This is a genomic window from Frankia sp. CgJB1 (assembly GCF_977947065.1).
This window is the reverse complement of the sequence record NZ_CDWTNB010000035.1, coordinates 12,377-29,220: the sequence shown is the minus strand read 5'-3', so window position 1 is coordinate 29,220 and position 16,844 is coordinate 12,377. Positions and strand designations below refer to the sequence as shown.

At 70.1% G+C, this 16,844-nt stretch carries 12 protein-coding genes; 4 read left to right on the top strand and 8 right to left on the bottom strand.

The annotated features are described in order from the left end of the window. The 5 genes from AC08OT_RS06560 to AC08OT_RS06540 form a co-directional block, all read right to left on the bottom strand. Positions 1–789, bottom strand: a 789-nt coding sequence (locus AC08OT_RS06560; protein ID WP_476602634.1) for a glycosyl hydrolase, incomplete at its 3' end; no start/stop codon positions are given. Positions 790–1,085: 296 nt separating this feature from the next. Continuing rightward, complete coding sequence (locus AC08OT_RS06555) at positions 1,086–2,579, bottom strand: SulP family inorganic anion transporter (protein WP_476593070.1); 1,494 nt, start codon at positions 2,577–2,579, stop codon at positions 1,086–1,088. A 458-nt stretch (positions 2,580–3,037) separates the two neighbouring features. Beyond that, positions 3,038–3,607, bottom strand: a complete 570-nt coding sequence (locus AC08OT_RS06550; protein WP_462186637.1) for a hypothetical protein — start codon at positions 3,605–3,607, stop codon at positions 3,038–3,040. 90 nt (positions 3,608–3,697) lie between these two features. Then, positions 3,698–3,892, bottom strand: coding sequence for a hypothetical protein (locus AC08OT_RS06545; protein WP_462186636.1), 195 nt, complete (start codon positions 3,890–3,892; stop codon positions 3,698–3,700). Positions 3,893–3,975: 83 nt separating this feature from the next. Then, a complete protein-coding gene (locus AC08OT_RS06540) occupies positions 3,976–4,860 on the bottom strand; it encodes an LLM class F420-dependent oxidoreductase (RefSeq protein ID WP_476593069.1) in 885 nt (294 codons plus the stop codon). Positions 4,861–5,459: 599 nt separating this feature from the next. On the opposite strand from AC08OT_RS06540, the gene AC08OT_RS06535 reads away from it, so the two are divergent. Continuing rightward, positions 5,460–7,841: a putative bifunctional diguanylate cyclase/phosphodiesterase gene (locus AC08OT_RS06535; protein ID WP_476593068.1), complete on the top strand. Its 2,382-nt coding sequence runs from the start codon at positions 5,460–5,462 to the stop codon at positions 7,839–7,841. Continuing rightward, entirely contained in the window at positions 7,832–8,737 is a 906-nt protein-coding gene (gene aat, locus AC08OT_RS06530) for a leucyl/phenylalanyl-tRNA--protein transferase (protein ID WP_476593067.1), read from the top strand. Before AC08OT_RS06535 ends, aat begins: the two co-directional genes overlap by 10 nt. Positions 8,738–8,783: 46 nt before the next feature. Here the strand turns inward: aat and AC08OT_RS06525 are convergent, their stop codons facing one another. Then, positions 8,784–10,097 carry an aminotransferase class I/II-fold pyridoxal phosphate-dependent enzyme gene (locus tag AC08OT_RS06525; protein WP_476593066.1) on the bottom strand — a complete coding sequence of 438 codons (1,314 nt, stop codon included), beginning with the start codon at positions 10,095–10,097 and terminating at the stop codon, positions 8,784–8,786. Between the two features lie 582 nt (positions 10,098–10,679). Here AC08OT_RS06525 and AC08OT_RS06520 point away from each other — a divergent pair. Continuing rightward, a complete protein-coding gene (locus AC08OT_RS06520) occupies positions 10,680–11,417 on the top strand; it encodes a class I SAM-dependent methyltransferase (RefSeq protein WP_462186638.1) in 738 nt (245 codons plus the stop codon). Positions 11,418–11,464: 47 nt separating this feature from the next. Here AC08OT_RS06520 and AC08OT_RS06515 read toward each other — a convergent pair whose 3' ends face one another. Next, the gene (locus AC08OT_RS06515) at positions 11,465–14,827 is read right to left on the bottom strand and encodes a UvrD-helicase domain-containing protein (RefSeq protein WP_476593065.1); all 3,363 of its coding nucleotides are present in this window, start codon (positions 14,825–14,827) and stop codon (positions 11,465–11,467) included. 241 nt (positions 14,828–15,068) lie between these two features. Beyond that, complete coding sequence (locus AC08OT_RS06510; RefSeq protein ID WP_476602633.1) at positions 15,069–15,266, bottom strand: hypothetical protein; 198 nt, start codon at positions 15,264–15,266, stop codon at positions 15,069–15,071. A gap of 67 nt (positions 15,267–15,333) precedes the next feature. On the opposite strand from AC08OT_RS06510, the gene AC08OT_RS06505 reads away from it, so the two are divergent. Next, on the top strand, positions 15,334–16,844 hold a 1,511-nt coding region (locus AC08OT_RS06505; protein WP_476602632.1), incomplete at its 3' end, for an AAA family ATPase.

Genomic DNA, 16,844 nt, shown 5'->3' with positions numbered 1-16,844 from the left:
ACACGCTCCCGAGTCACTGTTGCAGTTGTCGTCAAAGGTCTCCTGGCTTGTGGACGCCGGATACGAGTCGTACGCGTCGATGCTCACGATGTCGACAACGTCGTCTCCGGGGTAGGCGTCCCATACCCGGCCACCGTTCTGCATCCGGTTCCGGTGTCCGGTCATGTTCCAGTCGATCTGCACGTGCGGCGCCGTGCTTCTGATCGCCGTCACTACCTTCCGGAAGCACTGCTTCCACACCTCGGTGTCCCGTGGGGCCCACCAGCACCAGGTGCCGTTGAACTCCCAGCCAGGGCGGACGATCGCGTCCGGCCTGTCATTGCGCACCAGCGTCTGGCCGAATGCCGCCCACTGCTGGTCGTACTCGCCCCGCGCGCACGCCGCCTCATTGCCGTCCTCGGGAAACAGTGGCTGGGCCACCGACAGCATCCCCTGGTAGGCGTTCGGCCGGAAGATGCTCATCGGCCAGTCGTCGCGGGTGATCGTCTGCCAGCTCCTCCGGGCGGTGAACACGACGGCCACGTCCGTCGGGCGGCCGAGCCATGTCTCCCAGGCGCGGATGTCCTGTGGGGGGTTCGCGTTCGTACCGGACGGCCAGGCCAGGCCACTACCAATCGCAGGGGCGGCCGGTGTCTGCGGCATCTCCATAGGCGGCTCAGGCTGTTCCTCCGAGCCGCCCACCACGACGAGGAGAACGAGTACCACCACCATGGTGGCCGCACCGGCGCCGAGCAGCCCGAGTCTCCACCGGCGGGACGTACCGCCGGACTGTTCACGGCGACGCCCCACGCCTGACCCCCGACTCCGCAGATGGAAGTGACTCCTCCGAGCCCGGCGGTGCCGTACTCCCCGCCCGTGCCTGTTGCTGTTCCGTCAGGCCCAGGACCTCTTGTCGCACCGCTTCGGGCAAACGCCGACGAGGACGAACTGTACCGTAACGTGAGGGTTGAGTTTCCGGAAGCTCCTGGCCTCGACGTACGATGGTGTGCGCCCTACACCAGCGCGTCCCGCGGCGCCCTGTCGGGCGCTACGCCGGTGCTCCGGCAGGCTCCGAGACCCGGCTGGGGACTTCCCGGGATGGCGGGTCAGTGATAGGTGGCGAACTGTCCGGCAGTGCGCCGGTGCAGGTCGGAGCTGGCCTCGTTCAACCCGGCCATCTCGACGTCGACACCACGGCTGCGGTACTTCGCCGCGGCTGCCTCCAGGGCGGCCACGGCGGAGGTGTCCCAGATGTGGGCATCGGTGAGATCGATGACGACCCTGGGCGTGGGGTCGGTGTAGTCGAAGGAATGGACGAGCTCGTTAGTCGAGGCGAAGAACAGGTCCCCGGTCAGTGCATAGACACGGATTCCCCCGTCGGGATCGAGGACATCGGCCACCCGGACGATCTGCGCCACCCGGCGGGCGAAGAACACCGCGCCCAACAGCGCTCCGGCCAGCACCCCGAGCGCGAGGTTGCCCGTGGCGACCATCACGACGACGGTGACCACCATGACCAGGGTCTCGCTGCGCGGCACGCTCCGTAGTACCCGCGGGCTGATACTCGCCCAGTCGAACGTGCCGATCGACACCATGATCATGACGGCGACGAGCGCCGCCATCGGGATGATGGAGACGACATCACCGAGCGCGGTGACAAGGATCAGCAGGAACAGGCCCGCGCTGAAGGTGGACAGTCTCGTCCGTCCCCCGGACTTCACATTGATGATCGATTGCCCGATCATGGCGCAGCCCGCCATGCCGCCAAGGAAACCGGTGCCGATGTTCGCCAGTCCCTGGCCGCGGCACTCGGCGTCCTTGTCTGATCGGGTGTCGGTCATGTCGTCCACGATCTGCGCGGTCAGCAACGACTCCAGCAGACCCACCGCGGCAAGCGTGAACGCGTAGGGCGCGACGATGCGAAACGTTTCGAACGTGAACGGCACGTCGGGTAGCCCCAGGACGGGCAACACATCCGGGAGATCTCCCATGTCACCCACGGTCGGTACCTCGATGTGGCAGACCGTCGCGATCACCGCGATGCCGATGATGGCGACCAGCGGTGCTGGCACGACATGAGTGATCCGGGGGAAGAGGTAGATCACCGCCAGGCCGGCGGCGATCATTGAATAGACCACCCAGGTCTCACCCGCAATATGAGGAAGCTGCGCGAGAAAGATGAGGATCGCGAGCGCGTTGACGAATCCGACCATGACCGGACGCGGCACGAAACGCATCAGCCGGCCTGCCCCGACCAGCCCGAGAATTATCTGTACGATGCCGGTCACGACCGTCGTCGCGAAGAGGTACTCGACCCCGTGATCCCGGACGAGCGGCACCATGACGAGCGCCATCGACGCTGTTGCCGCCGAGATCATCGCTGGGCGACCGCCCGCGATCGCAATGATCACTGCCATCGAGAACGAAGCGTAAAGACCCACCTTGGGATCCACCCCGGCGATGACCGAGAACGAGATCGCCTCAGGAATCAGGGCCAGGGCGACCACCAGACCAGCCAGCAGATCCGCGGTGGGACCCGCCAGCCATGCCGCTTTGAAACGTCCCCAGACTGCGTCCCGACTAAAGCCAGAAAACGGCACGATTACTCCTCGCCTCCAAGGGGGCACTCGCGGCAGGCGAAGCCGGATGATGGCGGGTTGCCGACCAGGGCACTGGGGATCGGTTCCGTTGGCGACGTGACTCCATCCACATACATCCAACTCTAACGTAACGGTAGGGTTGGCCGAATTGCCGGCTCGCACGACGTCGCGGACACCAACACCCTCGACCTGCCCGCAGCGCGCCGGGCCGTCATCGACGCCCCGCCCTCTCTCCACCCATCCGGCCGCCTTCTCACACCAGCAGCCGAGTTTGGCCGCAGGTTGCCGGAGAACGAGACGTGGGTAGAGTTCCTTGCCGTCCTCGACCGCCCGATGACTGCCAAGCCCCGGCTGGAGCGCCTGTTCGCCGAAGAATCCATCTTCGAGTGAGCGGCTACTCGGCCCCCAGACCAATCACTGCCTCCGACGACCTGTCGGCCTTCGACAGCGGTGAGCCCTCACTCGACGACTGGCTGCGCCGACGCGCTCTGGGTAACCAGGAGGGGGGTCCGGCTGAAGCTGCCGTGCCAGACAGCCTGGGCACCACTGTCGCCGATCCGGTAGACTTGCACGACCGAACCGGCGGCGGCGACGAGGCTGAGCACGGCGAGAACCGCCACGAGCAGCGTCCGGCCGGAACCGGTCGCGGTGCGCGCCGGAGCCGTTTCCGTTCCGGTGGCGGCCGAGCGGCGTGCAAGCACCCACGGCACCACGGCCGCGACGAACAGCCCGGCGGCCCAGGGCAGCAGGGTGTCGCCGAGTTCGGCGTGCCGGCGGACCAGCTCGTTCGAGGGCACGCGTGCCTCGAGCCACTCCCCCGCATGGGTGGTGAGCGGCACGCTCACCAGCGCGACCAGAGCGACTAGCGGGGTGATGACGCCCAGCCGGCGCCGCGCCGCCGGCCACACCGCGGACAGCACCACCAGCATCGCCGCCAGCGGCACGAGGATGACAACCACATGCACGAGCAAGACGTGCGCCGGCAGTCCGTTGATCTCCGTTGGCCCCACGGTCGCCCCGATCGTCATCTCGCGATGTCCGCACCACGAGCCGTCACAGACAGAAGAAATCCACCCCGGATTACGACAGAGGTAGTAGAAATATTACTGCTATCTCTGTCATAGATGAAACGGGGCGGCTAGGTACGCACCGCGCCCAGGGCGAGGCCTGAACACCGGGGTGCCGGAGGCCGGGGCGGTCTCCCGCAGGGTGCGATAGACCTCGTCGAACTCGCGCACCGCCCGGACGCGCCGGTGCGGCGCGAGCATCCGGTGCAGCAGCCACCGCCGCTCGGCTGTGCGCGCGGAGTTCACCCTGGCATCCAGCCGGGCCGTCGGTGGCCCCCGGTGCCGGGCCGGCCGACGGGCCGGCCGCGTCGCCCCGGCCACCCAGAGGGTCAGGAGATTTCGGCAAGCCCGGCGACCCGCGGAATCACCTTTTCACCGAGTATGTGCAGAGGCTCGACGTGCCAGACGTCGCGCACGCCACCGAGAACCGCCTGGACACCGAGTTCGGCCAGGTCGTTCAGCTCGTCGAGAATCCTCTCCACATTCTCTCCCCTCGGTCCGACGTCAAAGGAGAAGACCACGGTCTTGAGGATATCGTCGTAGTTCCGACCCTCGCGTTCACAGTGTTCGCGCAGCACCTGGAGCTTGCGCGCCAGATCGGGACCGGGAAAGAGGTTGCACGCCTGTGCGTATCGGGCGACGAGACGCAGCGTCTTCTTTTCGCCACCCCCACCGATCAGGATGGGTGGATGCGGCCGCGTCAGCGGCTGCGGCGAATTCAGTGGACGGGCCAACTGGTAGTACCGGCCGGAGAAGGGGCTCTCGTCACCGCTCCACATCCGCAGGCAGATCTGCAGCGTCTCCTCGAGCCGTTCGAACCGCTCGGCCAGCGGCGGGAACGGCAGACCGAGACCGACCGCCTCCTGTTCGTACCAGGCAGCGCCGATGCCCAGCCAGGCCCGCCCGCCGGAGAGCACGTCCAGCGTCGTGACGATCTTCGCCAGGGCGCCGGGCTCCCGGTAGACCGTACCGGTGACCAGGGTCAGCAGCTTCGCGCGGCGGCTGTGGGCGGCCAGGAAACCCAGCGTCGTGTACGCCTCCAGCATCTCGTTCTCGGCCGGACCGACCATCGCGATCTGGAAGAAGTGGTCCATGACGGCCAGGTAGTCGAATCCGACCGTGTCCGCCACGCGGACCACCTCGGCCAGATCCTCCCCGAGCTGCCCGGAACCGTGCGGGGAGGTGAAGTCGGGTAGTTGCAGACCGATCCGCATGTGCGCTCCTCCCCCGCCTCCAGCGCGGGAAAACGGGACATAGCCGACATTTTCCTATCATGTCTCGCGACGACAGCCTCCCGCCGCAGTGACCACGATCGGGCCGCCCTGACGTGATGAGTCGACGACACGGCCACGCCTGCGCACGGTCACCCTACCTGCACCCAACGCCACACCAGCAAATCGCGACAAATTTTTGCATATATAATGACAAGAGACCAAGATGTACGAGAATGTAGGCATGCCCGGCCAAGCCTCCGTCATGATGGTCACATGAGGCCCGAGTGGCGGGACCTCCGGGGTGTCCGTACCCTTTCCCTCAACGGAGGTAGCCCTGTCCCTCCCGCACGACCAGTCGCCACCGGCGGTGGTCGATTACCGGGCCTGCGGGGTCGGCACCATGGCCGCACCGGAGAGGGGCCGGAGGGGGAGCCGCCACCATCGCCCGCCCACGGCACACCCATGAAAGATCATCTTTTTCGGCGAACCGGCCGGCAAGGCGGCCGCGAGTGTCGTCGCCGCGGCACCGGGCGATGGCCGTCGGCACGATGCCGGGCACGTGCGCAGGTTCCCACCACTCTGCGGGGGGGGATGACCGGTTGACCGCCTCTCCCCCTCCCCCGCGCCGGTTCCGTCTGATCCGGGCCGCCCAGCTCGTCCTGATCGTCGCCACGGTCTACCTGTCCGTCTCCGCGTTCGTCACCGTGCCCCACATCGGCAACGAGACCGGGTCGCTGCGTTACGGCGTCGCCCTCGGCTCGGGCCTGATCTGCCTGTCGCGGGCGGTGTTGATCCGCGGCGAACGCCTGCCCTGGGCACTGCTCGGCACCGGGCTCGTCAGCTACGGATGCGCGACGATCTACTACAACGCGGCGGTCGCCGGCCGGCAGGACGACGACCTCGGGCCGTCGCTGGCCGATCTCGGCTGGCTGCTCTTCTATCCGGCGTGCTATGTCGCCGTCATCCTCCTGCTACGCAGAAGAGTGCTCCGGCTGCACACGAGCGTCTGGATGGACGCGCTCGTCGGCCTGCTCGGCGTGGCCGCGCTGACCAGCGGCATCGGCGTGGCGATGGCGAACTCGTATCCGCGCTACAGCGCGTGGACGATGACGGTAAACCTGATCTATCCGCTCGCCGACCTGCTGCTGATCCTGCTGATCGTCACGGTGTTCAGTCTGCTGGGCTGGCATCCCGGCCGGATGTGGTGGCTGCTGGGCATCGGGCTGGTGGGCTTCGCGATAGCCGACTCGCTCCTGCTGGTCAGCGTCACCACGGACAGGGACCCCGGGTCCGGCCTCCTCAGCACGCTGTGGCTGTTCTCGGTGCTCATGCCGGCCCTGGCCGCCTGGCAGCGACCGCGCTGGCACCCACCGGCCAAGATGTCCGGCTGGGGCGTCATCGCGGTCCCGCTGGTGCTCACCGTGATCGCGCTCGGTCTGCTCGTCCTCGGCGCCGCGGTCCAGCTGCCAAAGATCACCGTCGGGCTCGCCGCGGCCACGGTGCTGACGGCCCTGGCCCGCGCCGCGTTCACCTTCATCGAGGTCCAGCAACTCGCCGAGAGCAAAGCGCTGGCCCGCACCGACGAGCTGACGGGCCTGGCGAACCGGCGTGGCTTCATCGAACGGCTGACGAAGGCCGAGCAGCACGCCACCGGGGTGGACACCTTCGCACTCCTCCTGCTGGACCTTGACCGGTTCAAGGAGATCAACGACTCGCTGGGGCATCAGGTGGGCGACGCGCTGCTGGCGCAGGTCGGAACCCGTATCTCCGACGCCCTGCGTCCCGGCGACCTGCATGCCCGCCTGGGCGGCGACGAGTTCGCGGTCCTGCTCGAACACGCGGACATCGAGGCCGCGAAACGCGTCGCCGACCGGGTGCTGGCCGTGCTCGACGATCCCTTCGACGTCGGCGGGGTGACCCTGCACGTCGACGCGAGCATCGGCGCCGCCGTGTACCCCGACCACGCCGAGGACGCCCACACCCTGCTGCAGCGCGCCGATGTGGCCATGTATGCCGCGAAGTCGGGCCGCACCGGCGTGGAGTCCTACCGTCCCGGGTCCGACGTGAACAGCCTCGTCCGCCTCGACATGATCGAGTCCCTGCGCGCGGCGCTCGGCACCGGCCAGCTGGAGGTGCACTACCAGGTCAAGGTGGACCTCGATTCCGGGCAGGCGAACGCCGTAGAGGCCCTGGTCCGCTGGCGGCATCCCCGCCGCGGCCTGCTCGGGCCAGAGGAGTTCGTCCCCCTGGCCGAACAGGCCGGTTTCATCCGGATGCTGACCATCGAGGTGCTGGAGACCGCCCTGGGCCAGTGCCGGCAGTGGCACTCCGCCGGATTCGACGTCGCGGTGGCGGTGAACCTGTCCGCCTCGGACCTGCTGGACCGTGGCTTTCCCGAACAGGTCAGCGGCATGCTCTCCGGCTTCGGGCTGAGCCCGACGGCACTCGAGCTGGAGATCACCGAGACCACGTTGATGCTCGACCGGGTCCGCACGGCCGCCGTACTCGGGGAGCTGCGCGACCTGGGGATCGGAATCGCCGTCGACGACTACGGCACCGGGTACTCCTCCCTGGCCAGGCTCTGGGAGCTGCCCGTCGACGTGCTGAAGCTGGACAAGTCATTCATCCAACGCATGGAGGTCGACGGCCGGGCCGAGGCGATCGTCCGTTCGACGGTCGGACTCGCCCACGCGCTCGGCCTGCGCATCGTCGTCGAGGGCGTGGAGACCGCCGGGGCGATGCGGATGCTGCGGGATTTCGGCTGCGACCTGGCTCAGGGCTACTTCCTCGGCCATCCGGGCCCATCCGAGCAGGTGACCGAGCAACTGCGGCGACGGGCGCCGTCGGCTGGCATGATCGATCCGGAGGCGATCGGCCGGACGGAGGAATGTCCCGGCGATCTCTCCCCGACGATGGAGAGTGCCGTGCTGAACGCCCCAGTCGCCCCGGATCGGACGCCGGCGGTCAAGTCGTGGCGCTGACGGCGCCGCCCCGCGATCTCGGCCCCACCGTATGGGACGGGCTCTCGCTGCTGACCAGCCCACGCCAGGCCCCGGTCGCCGTCGGCGGTGAGCTGGATCCGGCGACGTTGATCGGCGCCTACCGGGCCGGTGCCTTCCCTTGGCCGGCGAGCGAGGCCGACGGCGGCGGCGAGGCTCATGAGGACGACGAGGACGACGAGGCTCACGGGGACGACGATAGCGGCGGGACCCGCGGGGGCGGGGGGTGGCTGCGCGAGATCCTGCGGGCGGCGGTGGCCGCCCGACGCATCCCCCATCTGCCCCCGCACCGCCCCGGTGGGCTGGACCTGCTCTGGTGGAGCCCCGACCCCCGGGCAGTGATCCCGATCGGCCGGCTGCGGGTCAACCGGACACTGCGCAAGCGGCTGCGTAACTGTGGGTGGACCACCACCGTCGACGAGCGCTTCGTCGACGTCGTCCGTGGCTGCCGCCGCGGCGGCACCTCCGAGTGGATCATTCCCCAACTGGTCGAGGGCTACGCCGAGCTGCACGCCCTGGGCTGGGCGCACAGCATCGAGGTCTGGGAGGGCGACGAGCTGGTCGGCGGCATGTACGGAGTGGGCGTCGGCGGCGTGTTCGTCGGTGAATCGATGTTCCGCACCCGGACCGACGCCTCCAAAGTGGCTCTGGCCGACTTCGACGCCCGGTTCATCGCGGCCGGCGGGATGCTGCTGGACGTGCAGATCGCGACCCCGCATCTGATCGACCTGGGTGCGGTGGAGATTCCGCGGGCCGATTTCCTCGCCGTTCTGGCCCGCGTCCGGGATGCCGACGTCCGCCTCAACCGGGACCGGTACCCGGTCGCCCGCCTTGCCCCGCATGGCGCCTCCGGCGCAATGCGGGGACCCCTGGCCTAGGGCGCCGTCCGGGGTCTCCGTCACCTCACCTCCGGCGAGGTGGGGTTCAGTCGCCGGCGCGGGCCTGCGGGACCGATACCAGGGGAAACCGCTCGACCGCCTCGGCCAGGACGGCCAGCAGATGATCGATCTCGACGTCGGTGTTGGCCGCGGTGACCTGGATGCGCACCCCGACCTGCTCGCGGGGAACGACCGGGAACGGCACCACACTCGCGAAGATCCCCCGTTCGAACAGAAACCGGCCCAACGGCTCGGCCTGCGCGGCGTCGACCAGGGGAATCTCTATGATCGGAAAGCCGCTGGCGTTGAGCGTGAACAGGCCGAGCCCGCGCAGGCCGTCGAGGAACCGGCTGGTCAGGCGATACAGCCGGGCACGGATGGCGTCCCCGCGTTCCGCGTTGACCCGCAGCCCGACCAGCCCGGTCGCCAGGGACGCCACCGGCGACGGGCCGGAGAAGACGTACGGGCCCGCGGTGGACTTCAGATACTCCTTCACCTCCGTGGGGCAGGCGACGAAGGCGAGCAGCGACGAATACGCCTTCGAGAAACCGCCGACCAGGACGAGATCGTCGTAGGTCTCGCCGAGATGGCGGACGATTCCGTTGCCGCGGCTGCCGTAGGGGCTCGACGCGACGGCATCACGCTCGCCGACGACACCGAACCCGTGGGCGTCGTCGACGTAGAGCAGGGCGTCGTGCGCACGGGTGAGCGCCGCGAGTTCGGCGAGCGGCGGGCCGTTTCCGGTCATGCTGTGGACGCCGTCGACGCACACAACCCGGGGGTGGGGGCTCGTCCGCAGCCGGCGTTCCAGCCGGTCGAGCCGGTCCTCGCGGAAGCGCGCCACGACGGCGCCGTGGGCCGCGGCCACGACCGCGCCGTCATGCGCCGTCTGATGGGCGTGCACCTCGACGAAAAGGGCCCCCTTGCCCACGAGGGCGGGCAGCACCGACAGCTGGATGTGGGTGATGGTCGGGAGCAGCAGCGCGTCCTCGGCACCGAGGAGAGCGGCGAGCGTGCGCTCGATGTCGTCGTACATCTGCGGGCTGGCGATCAGCCTCGACCAGCTCGGGTGGGTGCCCCAGCGGTCCAGGTACTCCGGGACCGCCTCGATAATCTCCCGGTCGAGATCGAGGCCAAGGTAGTTGCACGACGCGAAATCGGCGAGCCAGTGATCACCTATCCGTATCCGGCGGCCGTCGATCTCGTCCACCGTCGCGTCGTAAAAGGGCGCGTGGCGGCGCAGGCGGTCCAGTTCGGCCCGCATCCCCATAGGCTGATCAAGAACGTGTCGCCAGGCCGGAGATAACGCCCCCGAGACGGGAGGCGAAGGCAAGTCGGGACTTTCATAGGTCTGCGACATCCCCGCGGCCTAGTCGCCCATGCCCTGGGCCGCGGCGATCGGCCAGGCGGGCGGAATAATCACTAATATCCCGGAAAGTCCAAATGGTCCAGTTTCTCGGAAGATAGTCGGGCCTGCCAGCGGAACCGGGTGCGCTACCACCATCACCAGCCCTCAGGATCGCCGGGAACACACGTCGCCGGGTTCAGGGAACGAAGAAGTACCAACGGGCCAAAGGAGCATCCAACGCGTAAACAATAAACCTCGGAACCTGGATAATTCCACAACAAGCGCGATATGTTCCTGCTCTGCGCATCGGAGCCGGGAGACCGGGCGGACGTCGGGGCCGCTCCGGACCGGGGTCCACGCCACGCCACGGCCGGGGCGGATCCGACTGGCGGCCCGGGCGGCTCCCGCCGCCCGCCGAAGGCCCGCAGCCGTGGTGTTATCGTCCCCGGCATGTCTGACACGGCGGCATCCGCGGCGACCTGCACCGCGTCCACGGCTGCGGCTTCCACGGCTCCCCCCGCGGGCTCGAGGCAGGCCCCGACGCCCTCCGCGGCGGCCACTCCCCGCGAGCGGACCAAGGAGGAGGGTCCGCTCGTGCGCGCCCTGCCCTATTCCGGGTTCGGACTGTCGCGCTCGAAGACGCTGTTCCTCGCGCACCGCAAGGAGCCCGTCGACCCGGCCGGCTTCTACTCGCTGATCGCCGCGGACTCCGTGCGCCAGCTGATGCGGTACACCTCCCTGACCGGCCAGCTCGTCCTCGACGTCGGCGGCGGCCCGGGTTACTTCCGCTCAGCCTTCCTCGACGCCGGCGCCCGGTATGTGTGGGTCGAGCCGGACGTCTCGGAGATGGAGGCCGGTGGCCTCGAGGTTCCCGGCCGGGTCCGGGGCAGCGCCTTGGACCTACCGTTCCTCTCCGGAAGCGTTGATCTCTGCTACACGTCAAACGTGCTCGAACACGTTCCCGACCCATGGCGGATGTGCTCCGAGCTGGCCCGGGTGACCCGCCCCGGCGGGCTCATCTTCCTGAGCTACACGAACTGGCTGTCCCCTTGGGGCGGCCACGAGACCGCACCCTGGCACTATCTGGGTGGCGACCGGGCGGCGGCAAGGTTCGAACGCCGCAAGGGCAAGGCGCCGAAGAACATCTACGGCAAGACTCTGTTCCCGGTGTCGGTGGCCGACACCCTCGCCTGGGCGAAGCGGCGGCCCGACGTCGAGATCCTCGACGCGATGCCGCGCTATCTACCCGACTGGGCGAAGGTGATTCTCAGGATTCCCGGTGCCCGCGAGATTGTGACCTGGAACCTCGCGATGGTGTTGCGCAAGCGCTGAGCCGCCGGGCCGCGCGAGTGCCGGCCCGGCGGCTCCGGCCCAGCGGCTCAGAGGAGTCGCAGCTGCTTGCCCGGTGCCGGCCGGCGCGGCCGACGCCGCCCGCCCTCGGCCGGGACGCACTCGGCCGGGGCAGAGGACAGCAAAGCCGGCCTGATATCCGCAAGAAACGGTGAGGGACGGGTCGTCACGACCGACCCGGCGCGCCGCCGGCTGGCCGCCGAGGTGAGGACCAACCGATGCCTGGCCCGGGTGACGCCGACGAAGAAGAGCCGGCGCTCCTCCGCCTCGGCGTCCTTCGTGCCGGCGTCGGCGGTTCCGCCGACGCCACCGCCCGGCGCCTCACCGCCCGGAATCCCACCGGCCGGACCGAACCGCATCGGCAGCAGCCCGTCCTCACAACCGACGATGATGACCAGGCCGTATTCCAGGCCCTTGCTCGCGTGCAGGGTCAGCAGCGAGATCCGGTCCGCCCTCGGGTCCAGCCCGTCGACCTCGGCGGCGAGCGTGACCGACGTGAGGAAACCCGCCAGGTCGTTGCCGGCCGCTGCGGCGGCCGGTGCGAGCAGCTCCACCGCCAGGCGCAGCTCGGCCTCGGTCGGCACCCGCCCGCCGGAGAAGCCGGGGAACCCGTCGGACGGCACGGCTCCGAGCTCGCTTCTCCTCGCCTCGGCAAGATCGGTGGCCCGTGCCGCCGCGTCGCGCAGCAGACCCGACACCGGACGCGGGACGCCAGGACCCGACGGACCCGTGGTCGTCAGGTCCTGCAGCAGGGCGAGCAGGCCGGCGACCGCGGGAGCGTCCGCGAGCGGGAGATGAGAGCGCCGCTGGAACGGGAAACCGCGGGTGGCCAGCGCTTCCATGATCGGCTCGGCCTGACGGGCGGTCCGGTAGAGCACGGCGATGTCCGCGAAGGAGAACCCCGCGTCGACCGATCCGTCCACCCCCGAGTCCAACGCGTGGAACGAGGTACCGCCGAGCGCCGCGTCGATCGTGCCGACGACGGCGATCGCCTCCTCGGCCTCACTGCGGTAGCGCCGCAGCAGCACCGGGCCGTCGCCCTCGGCGCCCCGCACGGCGGTCAGGGTCCGGTCCGGGACCAGACTCGCGGGCGCGATCACATCGAGCGCCGTCCGCACGATGGTGCGGGTGGATCGGTAGCCGCGGGTCAGGGCGACCGGGCGGGCACTCGGGTAGTCCTGCTCGAACCGCAGGAAGAACCGGACGTCCGCACCCCGGAAGCTGTAGATAGCCTGGTCCGGGTCGCCGATCACGCACAGGTTGGCCGTGGGGGGACACAACAGCCCCAGCAGGCGGTACTGGAGTTCGTCGGTGTCCTGGTACTCGTCGACCCAGACGTGGCGCCACCGCCGCTGGTAGTGCTCGGCGAGATCCGGGGACGACCGCAGCAGGGTCAGCGGCAGGGTGATCAGATCGTCGAGGTCGACCATGTCCCGATCGCGCAGCGCGGCGTCGTAACGGGCGAGCGCCCCGACCAGGTCGTGGTCGCGGATCGCCTCGCCGAGCGCTCGGTGCCGCTTGAGCTCGGCGACACCGGCCGCCACCCGCCGGCGCGTCCGGGCGTCGCCCTCACCGTACAGCGCCGCGGCGATTAGCTCCACGCGCACCGCGTCGTCCGCTACCTGGACCTGCGGGCCCCGGGCGAGTTTCGCGTGCTGCTCACGGATGATCGTGAGCCCGAGGCCGTGGAAGGTCGTCGCGAGCACCCGTCCGGCGGCGTCACCCAGCAGGACGGCGAGCCGTTCGGCGAGCTCCCCGGCCGCACGCCGGGTGAAGGTGACCGCCAGGCACTCCCCGGCCGGCACCCCGTGCTCAGCGACCCGGTGTGCGATCGCGTGGACCAGCGTACGGGTCTTGCCCGTTCCCGGTCCGGCGAGGACGAGCAGCGGACCGGACAGATGCGAGGCGGCCAGCCGCTGCTCGGGATCCAGCCCGTCGAGCACCGACGGGGTCTCGCCGGAAACCGGCGTGAACAGCTGGCTGCCGGCCACCGCGGCGTCCCCCGGCAGCACCGTGGCATCAGAGGCCGGGCGCGCCCGCGCCGCGAGCGCCTCGTCGAGGGAGGGTCCCGTATCGATCCGGTCCTGCCCACCGGCCGCGCCGGATCCCAGGTCGAACAGGGTGCCACCGTCCCGGGCGAGCTCCCGGGGCTCGAACAACCGGATGACGCCGTACTCGCCGTCGAACCCGGCCTGCCGGATCACCTCCCCGCGGCGCAGGCGACTGATTGCCTCGACCAGCTCCGGCGATCCGGCCTCGGCGATGTCCGTGAGCGGTACGTCGCCGAGGATGTCGAGCTCCGGGCCCAGACGGGAGACCAACGACGTCACCTGACCCGCGACCGCCTTGCTCTTCGGACCCACGCCGAGGATCTCCCCGACGACCTCCGGCAGCGGAACCAGCGAGGTGACGCCGGGCGCCGTGACGGGGCGGTGGCCGGGCCGCCGGTCGGCCAGCGCCTCGACCCGGTTGAGGACCCCGACGGTGAGGCCACCGCCGCAGGTGGGGCAGCGTCCGCCGGCCTCCCGGGTCTGGTCCGGCGTGAGGATCACCCCGCACTTGCGATGCCCGTCGAGGTGGTATTTGCCCTCCTCCGGGAAGAACTCGACGGTCCCCGCGAAGCCGTCCCCGCCGCGCAGCGCGGCCTCGATGGAGAAGTAGTCGAGGTCGCAGGTGAACGCGGTCGCCTCCCGGCCGAGCATCGGCGGGGAGTGGGCGTCAGAGTTGCTCACCAGCCGGTAACGGTCGAGACCGGAGATCCGCCAGAACATCTCCGGGTCCGCCGAAAGCCCCGTCTCCAGGGCGAAGACCTCATCGGCGAGGTCGCCGTAGCAGTCCTCGACGGCGTCGAACCCGGACTTCGAACCGAGAACCGCGAACCAGGGCGTCCACACGTGCGCCGGGACCAGATAGCAGCCCGCCCCGCCACCAAGGGTGATCTCCAGCAGATCGCGGGAGTCCAGGCCCAGGATGGGACGCCCGTCCGCGGCGAGGTTGCCGATTCGGGCCAACGCCGCCGTGATCCTTCCGGCGGCCTCCCGATCGGGAGCGTAGAGAAGATGATGGACCTTACGGGTCCGGTCGCCCCTCTTGTAGATCGTCGAGATCTCACTGGAGATCATGAAGCGGGTCGCCGTCCGGCAGGAGGCCGGCAACGTGCGCAGCACCTCATGCTCGAGATCGGACCGCAGCCGGAACAGGCCGGGCTCGGCCGGGACCAGCTTCGTCGCGATCTCCTGGGACCAGGCCGGATGGGTGAAGTCGCCGGTGCCGACGACGGCGATGCCCTTGCGTGCCGCCCACCAGGCCAGGTGCTCCAGATCGCAGTCACGACTGCAGGCACGCGAGTACCGGGAGTGAATGTGCACATCAGCGTAGAACCGTGACCTCACGGATGCGTATGTTGTCGCACCCGCCTCGCCGTGCCGTCGGCGGCACGCCGAACCCGCACCCGAACCCGCACCCGGCGCACCCCGCGGACGGGCTACCCCCTCCTGTCGCTCCGCCGGAGAGGGGGACGTCATTATGCGTAGGATGCTGGCATCCTGCCGACCTCGCGGACGTGGCGTCACAGATCGGTGGCGCCGCGGATCGGGAGAGCGGATCGGGAGAACAGCGCCGACGGGAGGAAAGTCACGTGGCGACAACCGACGGATGTCGTTTCCCTCCCGGCGCGGGCGCCGGGATCTCCAGAGCGAGGTCCTGATGACGACGGAGACCGCCGGCCTCGAGCGGCATGCCGCCCTCGCCGACCACTGTCACCGGCTGGTGCGGTTCCTCCATGAGGTCGCGGCGGCCCGGTCGGGCCGGATCCGGACCATCGAGGAGCATCCGCTCACAGTGGAGCTCGCCAGCATCCCGGCCGGCGTGCCTGTCCGAGCACGCCGGGGCCGGCGAGGTGCTGCTGACCGCCCCCGCCGCCACCGTCCTGCCCCCACCGCCGCCACCGCCCGCGATCCTCGCCGGCCAGATCGTGCTGCCCGACGCGGCCGGCGCCGATCCCGACCAGCCGCCGGTATGGAACGGCGCCGCCACCGCGCAGACCGCCGCCGAGCAGACCGCCGCCGCGGCGGCCTACCAGGCCTGGTTGCCGCGATGGCAGCTCTGGGCGACACGCGCGCGCGTTGACGCGGAGCGGCGCAATCTGCACAACACGCTGCACGCGGTGGCGGCCCGGGTCGCCCAGGAGGGTGACGCGCTGGAACTCGTGCTGGCGACCGGCCTGCTGACCTGGCAGCCACCGGGCGGCCCCACCGTCCGCGAGCACCTGCTGACCACCCGACTGACCTGCGACATCGACCCGGTCACCTCCGACATCAGGGTGCGGGTCCCGGCGGGAGCCACGACGCGCCTCGCCGACGGCCCACTACTCGACGGCATCGCCGGTTTCCGCCGGGAACGGACGAACGCGCTGCACGAGCGCCTGCGGGGACGACCGTCGGCGCCTCTGGGCCCGGACGACATCCGGCTGCTGCGGGACTGGCTGGCGCTGGCGCTCGACGTGCCGACGGACGGCTTCGAACCCGACCTCGCGCCGCCCGCGCCGCCGCCGCCCGACAGCGCGTCACGCCCGCGGGTGACCTTCGCCCCGGCCCTCGTCCTGCGCACCCGTGACCAAGCCGCCCTGCTGACCTACTACGAGCGGATGCTCGACGTCCTGCGGGGTGACGGACCTCCGCCGCTCGGCCTCGTCCAGCTGGTGGAGACCCTCGGCGCCGCCGACCGGCTGGCCTGGCTCGAGGCGGAGGGGGCGACGAGCGGCGCCGATCTCGGTGCGGACCCGCTGCTCCCGCTCCCGGCCAGTCCCGAGCAGGCCCGGGTGCTGGAACGGCTTCGCCACGACAACGGCGTCGTCGTCGAGGGCCCGCCCGGCACCGGCAAGACGCACACGATCGCCAACCTGGTCTGCGCCCTGCTGGCGGAGGGGCAACGGGTTCTGGTCACCAGCCAGAAGTCGCAAGCCCTGCGGGTCCTGCGGGAGAAACTGCCCCCGGACCTGCAGCGGCTGTGCGTGTCGTTCACCGACACCGAGGAGGCACGCGGCGCTCCGGTCGACCAGGCCGAGAACGCGGGGGCGGGCCTGGACGGCCGGCCCGACCCGGTCTTCGACCCCGCCCCGGCCGGGGCTGAAGACGGAGCGGACGAGCTCGGCGGCATCGGCGTGGGTTCCCCCGAGCTCGCCGCGAGCGTGAGCGCCCTGGCCGCGGAGAAGGCCACCTATCACCCCGAGGCGCTCGACCGGCGGATCGCGCGGGCCGCCGCGCGTCGGCGGGAGGCGATCCGCGCCCGCGATGTCCTGGCGGACCGGGCCCGCGCCCTGCGGTTGGCCGAGCACACGGTGCATCCGGACAGCGAGGTGGCTCCAGGCTGGGGCGGGACGCGGGCGAGCATCGCGGCGCGGGTCCGGGC